The 19,287-nt window shown below is 42.5% G+C and carries 13 protein-coding genes; 2 read left to right on the forward strand and 11 right to left on the reverse strand.

Features of this window, described 5'->3' with window-relative positions; all coding sequences use genetic code 11:
- Positions 1 to 172: 172 nt before the first annotated feature.
- From G1O98_RS04715 to G1O98_RS04735, 5 genes are all read right to left on the reverse strand, one after another.
- Entirely contained in the window at positions 173 to 2,335 is a 2,163-nt protein-coding gene (locus tag G1O98_RS04715; RefSeq protein WP_163927514.1) for a tetratricopeptide repeat protein, read from the reverse strand.
- Between the two features lie 510 nt (positions 2,336 to 2,845).
- Positions 2,846 to 3,025 (reverse strand): ssl1498 family light-harvesting-like protein, encoded by a 180-nt coding sequence (locus G1O98_RS04720; protein ID WP_163927515.1) that lies wholly within the window; start codon positions 3,023 to 3,025, stop codon positions 2,846 to 2,848.
- Positions 3,026 to 3,352: 327 nt separating this feature from the next.
- On the reverse strand, positions 3,353 to 5,371 hold the full coding sequence (gene thiO, locus G1O98_RS04725) for a glycine oxidase ThiO (RefSeq protein WP_163927516.1): 2,019 nt from the start codon (positions 5,369 to 5,371) through the stop codon (positions 3,353 to 3,355).
- 113 nt (positions 5,372 to 5,484) lie between these two features.
- The gene (locus G1O98_RS04730; RefSeq protein ID WP_163927517.1) at positions 5,485 to 5,889 is read right to left on the reverse strand and encodes a hypothetical protein; all 405 of its coding nucleotides are present in this window, start codon (positions 5,887 to 5,889) and stop codon (positions 5,485 to 5,487) included.
- 16 nt (positions 5,890 to 5,905) lie between these two features.
- Positions 5,906 to 6,244 carry a 2Fe-2S iron-sulfur cluster-binding protein gene (locus tag G1O98_RS04735; RefSeq protein WP_163927518.1) on the reverse strand — a complete coding sequence of 113 codons (339 nt, stop codon included), beginning with the start codon at positions 6,242 to 6,244 and terminating at the stop codon, positions 5,906 to 5,908.
- A gap of 75 nt (positions 6,245 to 6,319) precedes the next feature.
- Between G1O98_RS04735 and cimA the strand changes: the two genes are divergently transcribed.
- Positions 6,320 to 8,011 carry a citramalate synthase gene (gene cimA, locus G1O98_RS04740; protein ID WP_163927519.1) on the forward strand — a complete coding sequence of 564 codons (1,692 nt, stop codon included), beginning with the start codon at positions 6,320 to 6,322 and terminating at the stop codon, positions 8,009 to 8,011.
- Between the two features lie 128 nt (positions 8,012 to 8,139).
- Positions 8,140 to 8,610, forward strand: coding sequence for a cobalamin biosynthesis protein (locus G1O98_RS04745; RefSeq protein ID WP_163927520.1), 471 nt, complete (start codon positions 8,140 to 8,142; stop codon positions 8,608 to 8,610).
- Positions 8,611 to 8,615: 5 nt separating this feature from the next.
- On the opposite strand, the gene G1O98_RS04750 is transcribed toward G1O98_RS04745, so the two are convergent.
- The 6 genes from G1O98_RS04750 to G1O98_RS04770 form a co-directional block, all read right to left on the reverse strand.
- Positions 8,616 to 8,969, reverse strand: a complete 354-nt coding sequence (locus G1O98_RS04750; protein WP_163927521.1) for a phage holin family protein — start codon at positions 8,967 to 8,969, stop codon at positions 8,616 to 8,618.
- 29 nt (positions 8,970 to 8,998) lie between these two features.
- On the reverse strand, positions 8,999 to 9,121 hold the full coding sequence (locus tag G1O98_RS40595) for a hypothetical protein (protein WP_265578516.1): 123 nt from the start codon (positions 9,119 to 9,121) through the stop codon (positions 8,999 to 9,001).
- A 348-nt stretch (positions 9,122 to 9,469) separates the two neighbouring features.
- Positions 9,470 to 10,555 (reverse strand): peptidoglycan-binding domain-containing protein, encoded by a 1,086-nt coding sequence (locus G1O98_RS04755; RefSeq protein WP_163927522.1) that lies wholly within the window; start codon positions 10,553 to 10,555, stop codon positions 9,470 to 9,472.
- A gap of 91 nt (positions 10,556 to 10,646) precedes the next feature.
- On the reverse strand, positions 10,647 to 11,918 hold the full coding sequence (locus tag G1O98_RS04760) for a pitrilysin family protein (protein WP_163927567.1): 1,272 nt from the start codon (positions 11,916 to 11,918) through the stop codon (positions 10,647 to 10,649).
- An 82-nt stretch (positions 11,919 to 12,000) separates the two neighbouring features.
- On the reverse strand, positions 12,001 to 13,266 hold the full coding sequence (locus tag G1O98_RS04765) for a pitrilysin family protein (protein ID WP_243458343.1): 1,266 nt from the start codon (positions 13,264 to 13,266) through the stop codon (positions 12,001 to 12,003).
- Positions 13,267 to 13,576: 310 nt separating this feature from the next.
- Positions 13,577 to 18,985 carry an ATP-binding sensor histidine kinase gene (locus G1O98_RS04770; protein ID WP_167306181.1) on the reverse strand — a complete coding sequence of 1,803 codons (5,409 nt, stop codon included), beginning with the start codon at positions 18,983 to 18,985 and terminating at the stop codon, positions 13,577 to 13,579.
- Positions 18,986 to 19,287: the final 302 nt, after the last annotated feature.

Below are 19,287 nucleotides of genomic sequence, written 5' to 3' on the forward strand. Positions count from 1 at the left end.
GCCCCTAAAAGAAATTAGGTCACTTTCTCTTGCCTTCTATATCATTGCTACTAAATGCCAATTAGTCCAAACTCAAGTATGAAATAGAGATACCCGAAAAAGTGAGAACATCTACTTGGCCAGAAAACCTTAATTGATACTCTGAGTAATTATCAAGTTAATCCTCAATACCTTATAACTTTGACAAAATCTCTGGTAACAACTGACTAGGAACTTTAGACAAAGCTAGAGTTTGTCCCTGTATCCCTAATTCATTATGAAAAGCACGAATAGTTTTCACCACATAAGTGAAGGTTGTTTGATAAGCCTCTGATTGTTTGCTCAATCCGTTTAAGGCTTGCAAATGGTAGTCTAAAGCTACTTCTAAGTGTTGAGAATGTGTTGCTTTGTCACCATTAAACGACTTATCTATTACTAGCTGATAATGTGCTAGTGCCAAGTTATTATAAGAGGCAAGTAAATCAAAGCTTAAAGGAGTACCGCTAAGTGAGCGAGCCAAAGCTATAGCCTCTTCATAAGCGCTGATACATAGTTGCAAATACTTTTGACGTGCCTCTTTAGTTGTCTGAGAAAGGTTGGCTAAGTGCCAGTAGGCAGTACCTAGATTATTTTGTGTAGCGGCGCAGGCGCTGGGAACATTAGCTGGAGTGCGATACTTAAGAGCTTTGCTATAGACATTAATAGCTAGTAGGAGATTTTGGGCAGGTTGCTCATATTGTGCCAGATTCCAACAGGCAGTGCCGATGTTGTTTTGAATCATGCCATACTTGAGCGGTTCCTCTTCGGGGTTGTAGTATACGAGTGCTTCGTTGTAAGCTGCGATCGCTTTCTTTAAATGCACAATCGGTTGGTTGTATTGCCCTAGATGCCAGTAAGCAGTACCCAAATTATTCTGGCAAGCTGCATACTTTAATGAATCCATATCGGCTGTACGGTAGCTGAGTGCTTCGTTGTAAGCTAATATTGCCTGCTGCCAATTTTCAGATGGGTAAGAAAAACGAGCTAAATCACCATAAGCCGTCCCCAAATTATTTTGCACACGAGCGTAAGTTTCTCGATGCGTATGCGGTGAAATCATCTTTAACGCCAACTGATAAAATTCTATTGCCTGCTCTATATAAGTTTGTCCCTCCTCAGAATTGGGTGGTGTACGGTATAGCATCCAGTAGAGTGTACCCAAATCATTCAAGATATCTGGAAGTTGTGGTGAGCTTTCGTCATAGCTAATAGCCTCCTGATAGGCAATAATTGCCACCATCAGGTTTTCTAGGGTTGACTCTCCTTGCTCAATGCGAAGGCGGTATAAAGTGCCCAAGCGATGATAAGCTTCTGCCAGTACATCCCCTGAAGCTTGCTTTTCGTGTAATTCTTCAATCTCCAACAAAATCTGCTGCGGTTGTAAATAATTTTCAGTATTTTTATCACTACTTGCGTTAATTGTTGCGAGTACTAGCTCTGTTAACTCACTACTTACATAAGATAAAGACAACAGCGATTGATTATTTTTACCACTACCAGACCTATTAGTAGATTCCGGGGTTTTGTGTATGCCATTCCCTTGTATCTCTGCTGGGAAACCGGAATTATTCTCAAACTTGAACTCAGAAGTTGTGGTTTTGAGTTCTGCTTGGTTAACTGATTTATCTAAAACCGACTGCTCAATATTCCCTAAATCCAAGTTTCTGGAAGGTGAAAAACGTTCTGGATAGCCTGCATTTTGAGTCGCGGGTGTGGGTTCTCCAGCAAACACAAATACACCAGTCCGGCAACGCCAAAATTGTGGTGCTGATTGCTTAATGGCAGATAACCAAGGACGCGGTATCCACAACAGTAAGTTAGATTCTAGGAATCGACTGGATTCTTGTGTAGAAAAATATTGCTCACTTAAGCGGAGATAGTGTAAAAATAAACGCTGTGTTGCTACTGTTTCCTTGGTGAGATGTTCCACGCCGACAATCTGAAATGCTGGTACTGGAAAAGGTCTTCCAGGGGTATCTTTTGATGCTCCAACAATTGGTGGTGGATAATTAGCTAACCATTGATTTATTTGAACTATGGGATTGGGTTCGTTTAAATTTAAACGCAATGTAACTAATCGCGGATAAGCTGGAGTGCTATTTTCTTGGGCATTTGATGACTGATATAGCACCTGTCCAACAGGATAAGCCAATGTAGAATGCAAGCGAGCTGCTACTTGATTTCTTAGGTGTAAATCATCACATACTGCTAAAAAAAGTTGTCGTCGTAAGCCAAGGCTGAGGGCAAGTTTCAGGCGGTGGTATACTTGCCGATTCAAAGTAGAATTATTGTTGTGTGCAGTATCATTCACGCTCATAGCGGCTAAAAAGCCAAAACATAGTACATATCAACGTTTTGGGTATATCTAAATGGGCTAAAGTCATACAGCAGTTTTCTTTTGTATGAAGTACAAAGCTACGGGTTTGGAGGCTGGAGGTAGGAAGCAGAAATTTTTGATATGCGATTTTGAGTTCTATATTTTATAGCTCACTTATTTGCAAACTGCTGTGATAAAAATTATTTTTAAGTAGATGTTGTGTCAATACGGTTCGGATAAGCATTTTTCACTTTCCTTGTGGTCTGGGTAAAGGGTAAGGGGTAAAGGATGTATTCAAAACATGAGTCCCTTTCCCCTTTAACCAAACCGTATTGGATGTTGTGCTGTTCAGAATAAATTTAGCCTTCAATTCTAACAGTCATAAAAAGTATAATTATATACTTTAAATGGCTAGTTCAATTTTAACAAAAAATAAAAAAGCAGGCCCCTCTTAAAATCGGAACCTGAAAAACGATAAAGAAGATTAAGTTTTCTGAAAATATTTTATGATTAACTGCTCTTAGAAACGAAGAAGGCGACTAGAATCAAGCCGACAACCAAAGCTGTAGCGGCAATTCCTAGTATGAGATAAGTTCGTTTTTGCCCTTGTGTTGGAGGTTCTGCTTGATAAATCTTTGGTTCCCGGGCAAAATTATTTAGAAGGCCGCCTTCTTCATTGGTATAGGGCATGAATTAATTCCTTTATCTTGATACTTCATTTAATGTTACATAAATGCTAAATCCGCTCTGAAACTGCTAGACAAATCGTTACATTATTGGGAATTGGGAATTGGGCAATACTTCTCAGTTAAGCATTTTTAACTCGGAATCGGGTTTGGGGTAAAGGGTAAAGGGTAAGGGTTAAAGGTTTTTTCTTTCCCTTTTCCCTTTCCCCTTTTCCCCTTAACCGAGAAGTATTGGGGTATTGGGTATTGGGCATTGAAAAGAGCCAGAGGTGTGGGGTGCTGCTCTTGCTGAGGGGAAAAACTCCTCTCCCCATTCCCCATTCCCCATTCCCTAATTAGTAATCGTCCCCGTGAGAGGTGAACTAGGACTGGCGTAATCTTTAATCGGCATCCTGCCAGCAAGGTATGCTAAACGACCGGCGACTGTTGCTAAATTCATGGCACGAGCCATTGCTGCTGGGTTTCGAGAAAGAGCGATCGCACTATTAATCAATAAAGCATCTGCTCCCAATTCCATTGCTTGAGCAGCTTCTGAGGGTGAACCAATACCAGCATCTACCACCACTGGCACATTCGCATTTTCGATGATGATTTGGATGTTGGCGGTTGTTTTTAGACCTTGTCCAGAACCAATGGGCGATGCCAAAGGCATTACCGTCGCACAACCTACTTCTTCTAAACGCTTGGCTAACATGGGGTCAGCGTTAATATAAGGCAACACTGCAAAACCTTCTTTAACTAGTTGTTCTGCGGCTTGCAGCGTCCCAATTGGATCTGGGAGTAAATATTTAAGGTCAGGTATCACTTCTAACTTGACAAAGTTATTATCTTCCTGCCCTAACAATTTCGCCATTTCTCGCCCCAAACGCGCCACCCGAATCGCTTCTTCAGCAGTTTGGCAACCTGCGGTATTGGGCAACATCCAAATTTTTGTCCAATCCAAAGCTTCGGCTAAACCTTCATGTCCGGGGGCCTTGGTTTGTACCCGTCGTACAGCCACGGTGACAATCTGGCAATCACTGGCGGCAACGCTTTGCTGCATTTCTTCGATGCTGCGATACTTACCGGTTCCCGTCATTAAGCGGGATTGAAAGGTTTTGCCAGCAATAATTAGCGGCGAGTCTTGAACTGGGAGGGAGGATATAGCAGGACGATTCCCGTTTGAGAAGTTGGCAGAGTGAGTCAGCATTGGAGTGGGGGTAGATGGCTGAGATTGAAAGCGCGAATAGTGAAAATGAGCAAGTAGAGGATCGGGCTTTTGTTCTAAGATTAAATCGGCAATCAATGTGGCTGTTATGGGTGTAAGTAGAATTCCGTTACGGTAATGACCTGTAGCAAGGGTTAAATTTTGACAGTGGCTAGTACCAAGGATGGGTAACTCATCGGGGGTGGCTGGGCGAAATCCCCACCAGAACTCTTGGATGGGATAATGCCTTAATTGAGGATACAGCCGGATGGCAGCTTGTAATAATTTTTGAATGCCGTCTGGGGTGTTGTTGGGGGTGAAGCCAACGTCTTCGCTTGTTGCCCCGATAATCAGGCGATCGCGTCTTGGTACGATGTAAATATTCTGCCCAAACAAAATCCGCTTTAAGGGCACTTCCGGCGCAAATTCTGGTAGCCGTACACTCAGCATTTGTCCTTTTCTGGGTAGCACAGGTAGCGGCAATAACTCATTTGACCAAGCACCTGAAGCTAAAACATAGTGCGCGGCGCGAATTATCCCAACATTGGTTTGCACGCCAACCACTTGTCCTTGCTGCTGTAAAAATGCTTCTACTGTAATACCGTCTTTGAGTTCAACACCAACACACTCAGCCGCCGTCCGCAATACTTGAGCTAAAGCCTTATTATCAACTTGTGCATCTTCAGGATACCACCAGCCACCAACTACCTCTGCTCCCAATCCTGGCTGATATTGATGAATTGCCTCTTTATTTAACCAGTAAGCCGGGGAAGAGGCAGGGGGGCACTGGGAAGGGTGCAAAGGAGAGATTTCCCCCTGCTCCCTGCTCCCTTGCCCTCTGCTCCCCTGCCTCCTGCTCCCTTGCGCCTCTTCAAAGACGGGTGCGAGAATACCACAGGCACGGTAGCTAGTATTTAAACCAGTTATTTCTTCTAGTTTAGTTGTCCAGTCGGGATATAAAGCACGCGATCGCCAACACAATGAACGCATTGCCTCATTAGTGATGTTTTCCGCGTCTGGTGCTAACATCCCGGCGGCGGCGTGGGTAGCGGCAGCTTGAAAGTCACGACAAAGCACGGTGACGTTTGTCCCGCGCATTTTTAGTTCAATAGCGATCGCTAAACCAATAACGCCGCCACCAATAATTACGATCTCACTAGTCATTAGTCATTAGTCATTTATCATTAGCCATTTATCATTAGTACATAACTAATAACTCATAACTAATTAACTCATAACTTATAACTTATAACTCGTAACTAAAGACGGATATATCGTTACCACAAGGCGCGAATTGGTTCGTTGCCTTGATTGACATCGCTGGATGGCGTGTTTTCGGAACTATCTGTACTGCCGTCTGTTGTACTGTCAGCAGGTGATGTTGAGTCATCAGAAGGGTTCTGAGCAACGCTGCTTCTGTTGTCAGGTCTTGGGGCTACAATACTACGTCTGTTTTCGTTTGTTTCGGTTGTTTCGGTTGTTTCGTTTCCTTCCGTTGCAGTTTCTTCATTTTTGCTGCCAGCACTGCTATTAACATTGATATTAGCTGGCAGAACTTTTGCTGCTTTACCACTGGGAGCGTTAGCACTTTGCACGCCCATAGGAAAATTAATGCCTAGTAATGTACCAAGCAGAATGGCCAAACCTCCAGCCATTAAAATTAGGGGTGTCCATCTACCCATCTTGTCTTACTCCTTTTTAACCTTTTGGTGTCCACACTATTCGAGAACCTTGTCCCCAAAATCCATCAAACTTTGTCACTTTCACATCGCCTAAAACCTGAGTTTGGCAGGCTAAACGCAAGTCTGTTGTAGGAGAATGGGGAGGAAGCGAACGCCGGGCTCGATCGCGCCAATTCGCTGCTGATACTTCGCCCTCTACCTTAACCGCACAGGTTCCGCAACTGCCAATGCCCCGACAGTTTATTACCTTAGCACCGTCATTGTAGAGGTGAATACCATTTTGCAGCAAAATTGTTCGGAGATTGCTTCCGCTTACGCACTGAATTGTTTTACCTTCAGCTAGTACTTTAGGCATTTTTAAATTGCCAAACTGGCTTTTTGTTGTATATTGACACATTGCCTCGAAAGTTGTCTCGTCGGTCCCAGTTTTATGACCACAAATTCCTCACCTCAACTTTGGCTCTATGACACTACATTACGGGATGGCACTCAGCGCGAGGGGCTATCTGTATCGATAGAAGATAAGTTACGCATTGCCAAGAGACTCGATCAACTGGGAGTTCCCTTCATTGAAGGCGGTTGGCCTGGTGCTAATCCCAAAGATGTACAATTTTTCTGGCAACTCCAAGAAGATCCGCTAAAACTTGCTGAAATTGTGGCTTTTTGTTCGACTCGACGGCCTAACTCCACTGCCGCAACCGAACCGATGCTACAGGATATTTTGGCTGCGGGAACTCGCTGGGTAACGATTTTTGGTAAGTCTTGGGATTTACATGTCACAACTAGCCTCAAAACGACATTAGAAGAAAATTTGGCGATGATTCGTGACACCATTGAGTACCTCCGTTCTCAAGGTCGTCGCATTATCTACGATGCCGAACATTGGTTTGATGGTTACAAGCACAATCCAGATTATGCTTTACAAACATTAGAGGCTGCGATCGCATCTGGTGCTGAATGGCTAGTCCTCTGTGATACCAATGGCGGCACTTTACCTCATGAAATTAGCCAAATTGTGCAAGATGTGGTAAGGATGACTGGGGAATGGGCAATGGGGAATGGGAAATGGGGAATGGGGAAAGACTCTTCCCAATCCCTAATCCCTAATCCCCAATCCCCAATTCCTCAAATTGGAATTCATACTCATAACGATTCAGAAATGGCGGTTGCTAATGCAATAGCCGCAGTCATGGCAGGGGCAAAGATGGTACAGGGCACAATTAATGGTTACGGTGAACGTTGCGGTAATGCTAACCTCTGTTCGTTAATTCCCAATTTACAACTGAAGCTGGGTTACAGTTGTATCACAGAAGACCAGCTAACACAACTTACAGAAGCTAGTCGTTTTGTTAGTGAAGTCGTCAACCTCGCGCCAGATGAACACGCTCCCTTTGTGGGACTTTCGGCTTTTGCCCACAAGGGCGGTATTCATGTATCAGCAGTAGAACGTAATCCCCTGACTTACGAACACATTCAGCCGGAACAAGTCGGGAATCATCGCCGCATTGTGATTTCTGAACAGTCTGGACTCAGTAATGTTCTAGCCAAAGCCCGCAGTTTTGGGATTGACCTCGAAAAGCTTAAGGCAGAAGCCAAGCAAATTCTCCAACGTCTCAAAGATTTGGAGAGTGAAGGATTTCAATTTGAAGCAGCAGAGGCCAGTTTTGCACTACTGATGCACGAAGCTTTGGGAGGTCGCCAGAAGTTTTTTGAAGTCAAAGGTTTTCAAGTCCACTGTGACTTGATTGAGGGGAAAGAAACTAGTAACGCCCTAGCTACAGTCAAAATCGCTGTTGACGGCAAAAATATTCTGGAGGCGGCAGAAGGTAATGGCCCCGTTGCTGCCTTAGATGCGGCTTTACGCAAGGCTTTGGTGAACTTTTATCCCCAAATAGCAACCTTTGATTTGACGGATTACAAAGTGCGGATTCTCAACGGACATACGGGCACTGCGGCAAAAACCCGTGTGTTAGTAGAATCAGGCAATGGTCGTCAACGCTGGACGACTGTAGGGGTTTCCACCAATATTTTGGAGGCTTCCTATCAAGCGGTGGTGGAGGGCTTGGAATACGGTTTGTTATTGCACTCCCAAGCAGAAGTGGCGGTGAAAGCTTCTACTTGAAAAACGGGATATTTAGTGTAGGGAAAGTTTGCGTTTTTCGATAATTGGGTGAAGCGATCGCCAAAGTGTGATCGCTTCCTATAAGCCAACACCAAATCTTGAAGAATTGAATTAAGGAAATACACCAAGTGCAACAGGTTTTCTGGGTAGGAATCGGTTGTAAGCGGGGAACCTCACGGCAGTTGATTGATTGGGCTATTGAAGAAGCCTTTCGAGAAAATCAACTTTTTCAAAGTGCGATCGCAGGGATTGCCACCATTGACACTAAAGCCTTGGAAGTTGGTTTAGTAGAACTTTGCCACCTACGCAATCTACCTCTAAAAACCTTTTCTGCGGAAATTCTTTGCTCTGTCTGTGTCCCCAACCCTGCCACAATTACTGACCACAAAATAGGTACACCTAGCGTAGCAGAGGCAGCTGCTATTCTTGCAGCGACTCAAGCCTCGTTGTTGACTGCTCCCCCCTTTACCAGCACAGAAGCATTGGGAGTGACGTTGTTAGTTCCTAAACAAATTTTCCAGCTACAAGGGCAACCAGGAGCTGTAACGTTAGCTGTTGCCCAAGCCTCAAATATTATGAGTATTACAAAAATTAACTAATTTTTCTAGTCAACAACTCTCAACAAATAGTTAATTATGCTAGAAACAATAGCTAGCACGATTGAACCTAACAAAGCAGGTAAAAAACCCTGAATCTCAAAACCAGAACCAGGGGTTAAGGCACTTGCCAACCAAAGTGTTAAAGCATTGATAACCAATGTAAATAAACCAAAGGTGAGTAAGGTAATCGGAAAGGTCAAAATTTGCAAAATTGGTCTAATAAATGCGTTAACCAGACCAATAACCAGGGCAGCAACTAAGGCAACCACAAAATTCTTGATAAAGAATCCCGGAACGATATTAGCAGTAAGAAATAACGCCACCGCAGTACCGAGCCAAGTTAATAAAAAGTGTTGCATAAGTTTTTTTAGAGGAATTAGCAGTAAGTTTAATTAATTTCACTGTTGCCAGCTGTGATTTGTAACACTATCAGGTGTCTTTCTGCTTGACTCATAAAGTTGCCATTATCTTTTGTCAGCCCAAAAGTAATGTAATTTTTCTGTCCTGGCATAGAGAGATATTTCTAATCGGTGTATCTTTATCGTATTGCAGGATGTACCGGATTAAATTCATAAAGAAGAATTCAGGAGTCAGAATTCAGTTGGATATTCTGACTCCTGAATTCTGTTTTGATAAAAAATGCTGTGAAGCGCAAAACCCCTACAGAGGTCAATACAGTTCAGTTAAGCATTTATTCCTGCTCTTCCTTTGCGTAACTGAACAATATTGCTACAGAGGTTTATTAAAGTTGAAAAACCTCTGTACTTTGGGGACTTCCAAAAAAGAAATAAGTTATCAGAACTTCGGAGCATCTTGCCCGCACAGGCAAAAGAGACGCTGGCTATGCTCCCTAGTCAGACTAACGCCGCAAAAGAACCTCCCAGGTAGAGCCGCCAACTACACCGTCAGCTTCTAAACCATAGCGCTTTTGTGCTGCTTGCACAGCAGCCTCGGTTGTCTCACCAAAGTCTCCATCGGCATCGCCTTTCAAGAAACCAAGCTTTTTCAGTTGTTGTTGCAACTTAACAACTTCAGAACCACGTAATCCTATACGTAAAATTGGCAATCCTTCAGAGGTGTATTGAATACCAGGAGTTCGCTGAGTAGTTGTGTTTTTCTGAGTTCGAGTAGTTTGCCCAGTCCGTGTAGCTGACTGAGTTCTAGCAGTGGATGTAGTACGATTTGGCGTTTTTTGTGTGTTTGAAGTTGTACCTTTTCTTGGGGTAGCAGGTCTTGGCTCAGGGCTAGTCGCAACTTGTGTTACAGCTTTTTTTGGGGTAGCAGGTCTTGGCTCAGAGCTAGTTGCAACTTGTGTTGCAGCTTTTTTTGGGGTAGTAGGTCTTGGCTCAGGGCTAGTCGCAACTTGTGTTACAGCTTGTCTTGGGGGGTTGGGGTTAGGATTTGCAACGTTGGTGAGGCTGCTAGCCTGGGTTGGAACAGGAAAATTCGTAGCTGAGTTAAATCTTGGCTGGGATGAAGGGATGGTTGATGTTGCTACTGGTTGATTAGGGAAAAGTCTTTGCCAAGTGCTGGCATCAACAACGCCATCTGGATTCAAGCCAGCTGCTTGTTTAAAACGGGCAACAGCACTGGCCGTATTCTCACTATAAATACCATCTACTGCACCAGAGTAAAAACCCAAAAGTTTCAGAGCCGCCTGAAGTTCAGATACGCGTTCGCCTTGGCTACCAACTTTGAGATTAGGGCGGCTGATGCTATCTCCAGGATTTATTTGGGCAATTTTTTGTGGCGCTGCTATTGATGTTAAAGGCGTTGAGGCAATAAGCAGAGGCGTTGCGGATAACAAGAGTATTTCAATGGCTGAGAAAGATTTAGACCTCTTTGTCCACCAACTTTTTTGCCGTTTTTCCATTCCACAGCGATTTACAGTGGGGTCTAGTAATTTTAAGTAACTCAAAATACTTGCTGTCAGGCTGCTTTGCATGGAATTTACTCCCAGAATATTCTCATGCTAATGGTACAGCCGCTTGGTCTAAAAAACAGCTGCTCTATTTACGATGTCTCGGACGGGCTATTTACGCGATCGCTCGATTAATTGCTTCTTCTTGACCAACTAAAGACAAATAAGGTGATTGTAAATACTTACTTGCAGCAGCGATCGCATCTTTGGCACTCACAGCCGCAATCAATTCTTGAAATTTGGTGTCAAAATCAATTCCTAAGCCCAAAATTTCATACCAGCCGTATATCTGAGCAATTTGCCCGTTGGTTTGTTTACCCAAGGCGTACTGCCCCAGAATCTTATTTTTCGCAGCTTGCAGGGCGCTTTCAGAGACTTCGGCGGTAGACAATAAATCTACTTCTGTATGCAGTCCCTCTAGGGCAATGCTGGTATTCTCCGGTGCTGTACCCATGTAAACTACAAATGAGGCTGGAAATAGCCTTGTGGAGTAAAAGGCGGATACTTCATAAGCTAAACCGCGTTTTTCGCGCAATTCGACAAACAAGCGACTAGAAAGCCCATTTCCCAAGTAGGTACACAGCAACTTCAGGGCGGCGTAGTCAACAGAACTTACCGATGTTCCCAAATAACCGAGCATCACGATTGATTGTTGTGTCTGTACTGGCTTAACCTTTACCTGCGGTTCCACTTTAATTTCAGGTAAATTCAGTATTGGCAGTGCTTGGGCTGGCGCTTGCCAATCAGTAAAAACTTCTTCCACCAACGCTGTTGCATCTGTGGGTGTGACTCTACCAGCAATACTAATTACTACATTATCTGGACGGAAATAAGTTTGATGATACTCTACCAAATCCGCACGAGTTAAGCTGCTCATACTGGTTTCATCTCCCAGCACTGACATAGAGTAGGGATGATTTTGGTACATTACCTGCCGCATTTGTTCAAAGGCGACATTGAAAGGTTGCTCTTTTTGCGAACGAATATCTTGGAGTGCTAAACGCCGTTCTAGTTCCACTTGAGTTTCAGGAAAAGTAGGCGATCGCAAAATCCGCGCTGCCAATGCTAAAATTTCCGCAAAATCTGATGTTACCGTCTTGAAAGATAGCAAAAAATAATCAGTGCCAGTATCCGCACTCAAACTTGCTCCTACAGACTCGACTTTTTCAGCAATTTCCAAACTAGAAAGTCCATCGCATCCCTTTGTCATCACTGCTGATAGCAAATGCGCTAACCCTGCTTGCTCCCGGTTTTCATTACAACTACCGGCACGCACAAAAATTCGTGCAGCAATAATATCCGCAGCAGGGTTTTCTGCTGCCAGCACGACAATGCCATTATTCAATACGGTGCGATGGATAGGCGATTTTTGCAGCAAAGTTGTCATTTGTCCTTTGTCATTTGTCATTTGTCATTTGTCCTTTGTCATTTGCCCAATGCCCCATGCCCTATTCCCAATTCCCAAATCACTAACACGGTTTAAGTACAGTAACCGCATAGTTCTGCGGTGAGAGATATTGTTTAGCTAATTTTTGTAGTTCTTGAGCATCAAAAGACTGAATCTGCTGGGGATATGTCACAGCTAATTCAGCTTGGGCGATGGTATTGTAATATCCATAAAGCCCTGTCAGTTGATTTGGTGTTTCGGTAGAAAACGCATACTCATTACATAGCAACCTGCGTGTACGAGCAAGTTCTTGTTCGCTAATTCCTTCAGTCTGCAAATTATCCAAATGAGCGCAAATTAAAGACTCAACTTCTTCCAGATTTTCTGGTTCCAACCAGGCAGTAATTGTAAATAAACTTGATTCCCGTTGTAGAGAAAAACTACTATGAATTCCTTGTACCAATTGCAAATCTTCTCGCAAATCACGCACTAAACGCGAAGTTCGCCCTTCTGCCAATAACACGGACAATAAATCTAGACCATAGCTAGTGCGAATTTCTTCTACTCCTGGTACCAACCAGGCCATCAGCAATCGTGCTTGCTCTATGCGTGGTAAACACAGTTCTTGACGGTGAATTCCTGTTATCGCTGGCTTTGTGACTTTCTCAAACTGCGGACAATTCGAGCGTTCGGCAAAATCACTAAATGAACGATTTACTAATTCCCAAGCTGGTTGCTGGGCTATACCCCCAGCAATTACCACTGTCATATTTTCCGGTTGATAGTGGGCATGGTGAAAACAGCGCATTGCTTCTGGAGACTGCTGCATCAGTTCTTGCTCAGTACCTAACACCGAACGCCCGTAAGGGTGATGTGGATAGATGCTTTGAATCAGAGCTTGAAATCCTATCCAGTCGGAATCGTCCTGACAAGAGCGAATTTCCTCTAGCACCACGTCCCGTTCGCGGCTAAATTCGTCTTCTGGAATTGCCGCATTGAGCAGTAATTCGCCCAAATAGGGCAAAGTATCCTTTAAATAAGGGGCCGCTGTGGTGAGTGAATAATTAGCATAATCATAACTTGTCGCCGCATTACTTACGCCGCCCCGGTTTTCAACTTTGGAATCGAACATTCCAGGGGGAAGTGTTGCCGTACCTTTAAAAATCATGTGTTCTAAAAAGTGCGCCATCCCAAACCACGGTTTTGGCTCTAGGCTTGCTCCAGCACGCACCCAAACATCAGCCACAACTACAGGAGTAGTGGGAATCTCTTGATGAATAAAAGTTAAACCACTCTCTAGTCGGAAGACTGAGGCTGGAAATACGGTATTAGTTAGTTGTTTTAACAATTTTTGTAGCTTTAACCACAATTCAACGCAATTGTGTAATCTTAACTCTGAACGATACCTCATTTAGAATCAAGTTATACAGATTTAGTAAAATTGTGCTATTACTGTCCTCCAGATTACCGAAAAATTAAAAGCGTTATGCATTGAGAGGAAAATCGCAATATTACAGAGACGCGATAAATCGCCGTCTCTACAAAGAATTTAATTCCTTGACAGACTACTATTTCCGACTTGTGTGTACACCGTAGCCCTTTACCAAGAGCAGGGTTGGGGAGGGGGATGTACCTCATGTACTTGCAAAACACTGTAGTTAAAACACCGGAATTTCAATGACAAATTCTGTTCCTTCACCAAGCACAGAATTGCACCTCAACCGCCCATTATGGGTTTCCTCGACAATTTGACGAGCGATCGCTAATCCTAATCCTGTTCCCTTCCCAACCTCTTTTGTGGTAAACAGGTGGTCAAAGATCCTTGCTCTAATCTCCTCTGGCATCCCCTGACCGTTATCTTTGATGCAAATTGTCACCTTGCTTTGATCACTGGATACTTCGGTGTTAATCAATATTTGGTGATGGTTAGCTTGCGCTTGGGCAAAAGAAAGGCCCTCACTGGATGTATCTAAGGCATCAATTGCATTAGCAAGGATGTTCATAAATACTTGATTTAATTGTCCTAAAAAGCACTTTACTAGTGGTAATTTACCGTATTCGGTGATAACTTCAATTGCTGGACGCTTTTCGTTAGCTTTGAGGCGATACTTCAAAATTAACAGCGTACTCTCAATCCCTTCGTGGAGATTACAAGCAACTTTTTCGGTTGTATCGGCTCTGGAGAAAGTGCGAAGACTAATGCTAATGTCTTTAATCCGTTCGCTTGCCACCTTCATTGAGCTTACGAGCTTTGGTAAGTCTTGAGTCAAGAATTCTAGGTCAATTTCTTCGCCATGCTCAATGACTGCGATCGCAGAAGTGGGATGATGTTGTTGGTAGCATTGGATATGGGCGAGTAAGTCTTGAATATACTCTTCGGCATTGTTAAGGCTGCCTTTCAAAAATCCAATGGGATTATTAATTTCATGTGCCACCCCAGCAACCAAATTACCCAAGGTTGCCATTTTTTCATTTTGCACCATTTGTAGTTGGGTATGCTCTAGTTCTTGTAGCGATCGCTCTAGTTGATGAGCATAATTTTGAGATTCTTGATAAAGACGGGCATTTTCTAGAGAGATAGCGGCTTGAGCGCATAGCAGTTGGATAATTTCGGTGCGATCGCTTGTAAATGCGCCAATCGTTAACTTATTTTCCAGATATAGTAACCCGATTAATTGGCCATGACGCAAAATCGGCGTACACAACACACTTTTGGGTTGTTGCTGCATCAAATATTGGTCAGTAATAAAATCGTTTTTTACTGTTGCATTATCCAGCACCACAGTTTTTAAGCTGTGTTTGACATAGTTTACCAATGCGATCGGAATGTTTTGGCTGCTTGACAATGGTACAGATACTAGAGTCACCCCTTCATTGATGGTGGCTACAGCTTTAACCACTAAGTTGCCCTGTTCGAGTACAAGTAGGGCAGCTTTTTTCGCTCCAGCATTTTCCATTACCACTTGCAAAAGAGTAGCGAGCAATTGCTCTAATTGAATTTCACTGGAGAGAAATTGTGCGGCTTTAAAGATGGTGGCAAAATCGAGGGCTTCAGAAATACTGCTGCTAGAAAGATTTGTGTGGATGGTTTGATGTGGGAATGACGAGCCATCAATGGTTGAACTCAGTTGTAAGTGATGATGCTGCCCTTGTAAGATGGGAGCCAGAAGTTGAGGATAGCGTTTTTCTAAATCCTCACTTTTGGTTTTAGCGCCCCAACGAGCATAACAGTAATAAGCTTCTTGCATATAAACTTGGGCGATTTTTTGTTTGCCCCAGTTTAGGTAGAACTTGGCAGCTAGCTCATTGCTCAAAGCTTCTTCTTGGATATATTCGTTTTCTTTCGCTAGAGTTATGGCGCGATCGTACAGTTCCATTGCTGCCATTTTTTCGCCCAGAACCCGATGGCGTTCTGCTTCCACCAAATCAAATTTGTGCTGGAAATTCATCGGTGCAAATTTGGCTCGAAACTGCAATTTTTCCTGATTTTCGCCAACCTTTAAGAGTAATTGTTCTTGTTGAGATGGTTCCGCCGTTAGATAGACAGCAAGCCGAGATAAAGAATCGTAGTAGTAGAAAACAGGCACAGATAGCATTCCTGCGCCACCATTGAGGTATTGCTCTCCCTGATTTCCATTTTCAACTGCCGCCGGAAAATTCTCAAACAAATAATTGAGTGTTAATTTACTTAGGAAAAATACATGAAGTGTTAATTCGTCATTTTCTTTAATGAGCGCAGATAATAGTTGCTCATCTTGATAATCTTCACCAATGAAGCACTCTGGATTATCGCTAGATTCGGTTAAATTGTTAATGCTTTGACAGATTATATTCGACCAATTTAATAAGCGCTGATTTTGGGCAAAATTAGACTCGTAAGCTTTGATATCTGCTAGCAAGACTTCCAAAACTTCTGTGCCACTTAAATAGACATAGAATAGCTTGAAAATCATCGATGTCAGCACATGAAAAAAATCGCCTGTTTCTAATCCAAGACTATGCGATTCCTGTAATAAACTAATTGAGGTGCGAACATGTTGTTTATTAAATTGATTCAATGCACTCACCTTAAATAGAGTCATGCTTTGAACAGATTTTGCTTGAAATCTATCTACAAGCATTAAAGCTAGCTGGCCAAATTCTGAGCCTGACTCGAGTTGGTTACAAATATTAAGTACAATTCCAAAATCTGCATACCCTGGTGCAGAAAGTGGTGCATTGCCGTATTTAAGAGATAAATTCACCTCTTCGCAGGCAATAATTGGGAACAGATAAGGCGCAGCCTGATGGATGGCGGGAGCGATGCTAGTCATAATCCGCAAAGCAACCAAAGCTTTGGGATCATTCATCAATGGCAAATCAATTAAGCCCTCAATACTTCTGCCAGCCAAGCTGGAGAGCGTGTTAACTACAGATTGCTGAATGTCTGGAGGTGTTACTGATTCAGGTAATGTTACCCCAAGTTGAGCTAGAAGTTCACGCCCAATTGCGATCGCTTTGAATGATTGATTCCGCACCTGATCGGCTTGGAGTTGCACTTCATAAACTTTCACCCTATCCAGTAAGGTGGTTGTTTCTTCCATGACGACCTGGATAAGAGATTCCATCTGCTCAAATTCATTGTTGAGAAAGGTAGCTTCGGCAGCTTCTTCGTATAAACTTCGAGTCAGTTCGTATGCAATTTCCCAACTATTAATTGTCAGCAATTGCATTCCCGACTTGAGATAATGAATTGCTGCACCATAAGCAGTAGCTTCTTTCGCTTTTCGACCAGCATTCAAATTTAACTGAGCTAATTGTTGACGTTCATTTGGCTGGGTGATTAGCGCTATTCCACAATTCAACTGACTGACAATCTCAAAAATTCGCTCCTCTTGCTGAGACTCAGAGGTATTTTGCAAGAGTAATTGGCCAATTTTAAGATGGGTAAATTGTTTCTCTTTATCTGGAATTAGCGAATAGGCAGCTTGCTGCACGCGATCGTGTAAAAATTTGTATATAGGGACTTGTAAATTGGAGTTTAGAGGATTTGAGTTACAATCATGCCCACTATCTTGAAAGAATTTATAAACTTCGCTAGTAGGTAAAACTAACCCTTCTTGCAAAGCTTTCCATAAAGATGCTGCTGTTTCAATTTCCGATTGTTCAGAAACAATTGCTAAGGTTAGCAAATCAAAAGAGTTGCCAATACACGCAGCTAATTTCAACACATTTTGCGTTGCTGCTGGCAACTTCTGCAACTGTAGCGCTACGAACTCTACCACATCATCGGTAAGAGCAAGTGCTTTCACAGCAGCAATATCACATTGCCAGTAACTTTGAGCAAAATTAAAAGTAATCAGTCCATCTTCATATAATGCTTTGAGAAATTGCGTTGCAAAAAATGGATTCCCTTGAGTTTTTTGATAGACGAGTTGCGTTAGGGGTTGGGCAATTTCACTTGAACAACTAAAGGTATCAACCATCAATTGATTTAAACTAGCTTTATTTAACGGAGCTAAAGCAATAGTATGAATCGTAGCATTGGCTTTGCGAATATCTGCTAAAGTCAACATTAACGGATGAGCGGTAGATACTTCATTATCTCGATAAGCTCCAATTAAAAGTAAAGCTCCACTTCCTGATTCGCTCATCAACAACTGCATCAATTTGAGTGATGCAGAATCAGCCCACTGCAAATCATCAAGGAAAATTACTAGTGGATGTTCTTTTGTGGTGAATACCTGAATGAATTTTTGAAAGAGTAAATTAAAGCGATTTTGTGCTGCACTTGGTGAAAGTTCAGTTGCAGGTAGTTGTTGACCAATAATTTGTTCGAGTTCTGGAATTACTTCAAGAATAACTTGCCCCTGATCGCCCAGCACTTGTAAAATTTCACTTTTCCAAGTTGACAATTGAGTATCACTTTCACTGAGCAATTGTCCCATTAAGTCTCGAAATGCCTGCACAAAAGCCGAGAAAGGAATATTACGATTAAATTGGTCAAATTTGCCTTTTATAAAGTAACCTCTTTGTCGGACAATAGGTTTGTGAACCTCGTTAACTAAAGCAGTTTTACCAATACCAGAAAAACCAGCCACTAACATTAGTTCCGTCTGATTGTTGGTAACGCGGTCAAAGGCTTTGAGAAGAGTTTCAACTTCAGGCTCACGACCATAGAGTTTTTCTGGGATAATAAAGCGATCGCACACATCCCGTTGAGCAATTGGAAAACTTGCAATTTCCCCCGTTTCTTTTAGCTGACGTAAACAATTTTCTAAATCATATTTCAGCCCAAATGCGCTCTGATAGCGGTCTTCGGCATTTTTCGCCATCAGTTTATTCACAATGGATGAGAGTACAGGCGCAATTTGCGGATTAATCTCATGTACTAAAAGCGGAAGTTTGGCAATATGACAATGTAGCAATTCCATCGGATCGTGCGATTGAAATGGTAATTGCCCTGTTAATAACTCGTAAAAAGTTACACCTAGAGAATAAAAATCAGTCCGGTAGTCAATTCCCCGATTCATTCGTCCCGTTTGCTCTGGTGATAAATAGCCAAGTGTTCCTTCTAGCACATTAGGACTCATCAAAATTTGAGTTTCCCGTGGCAACAGAGATGCAATACTAAAGTCTATTAACTTAACTTCTTTAGTTTGTGGATTGATTAAAATATTGGCGGGTTTAATATCTTTGTGAATGACCCGATGGCGAATTAAAATATCTAATGTATTGCACAGTGCGATCGCTACTTGTAAAAACTCTTGTAGAGACGCGATATATCGTGTCTCTACAGAGGTCAAATAATCTTTGAGAGAAATTCCCCCAAAGTCTTCCATCACTAACGCATAGCCATTCTGATAGGGTTCCAGGCTGTATGTTTGAATGATTCCAGGTAGATTTAAGTTTTTGGCGATGGTAAACTGGTTCCGAAACTGTATCAATTCAATGAAACTGGGATAAACAGTTTTCATCAGCTTAATCACCACAGATTTTTGGTCATTTTCTCGATTAGCACGATAAACCAAGGTTCGAGAACCATTGTAGAGTTCTTTGCTAACGTGATATCCGGGAATGCTGACCATACGGCTTAATTCTTGAGACTTCACTATTTAGTTTTCCCAAAAACATGGCAATATTTACTATCAGTTCACTCATTTTGAGATGGGAGAAGGAATTAATTTTATGATGGGAAAGGAATCGATCACTCATTGTATTGAACAACCTGGCAGCAGATGTTAAAAATACATCTCTAAAAAAGAATGTAGAGACATAGCAGTTCTATGTCTCTACAAGCGGAGTGGGATTATTCAAGTTTAGTAATCAACTAAACTTGACATCACGTTAGTTTAGGATTTCTGATTTTTACTACAAGTAATAATCATTT

The organism is Nostoc sp. UIC 10630 (genome assembly GCF_010747425.1).
Taxonomy (GTDB): domain Bacteria; phylum Cyanobacteriota; class Cyanobacteriia; order Cyanobacteriales; family Nostocaceae; genus Nostoc.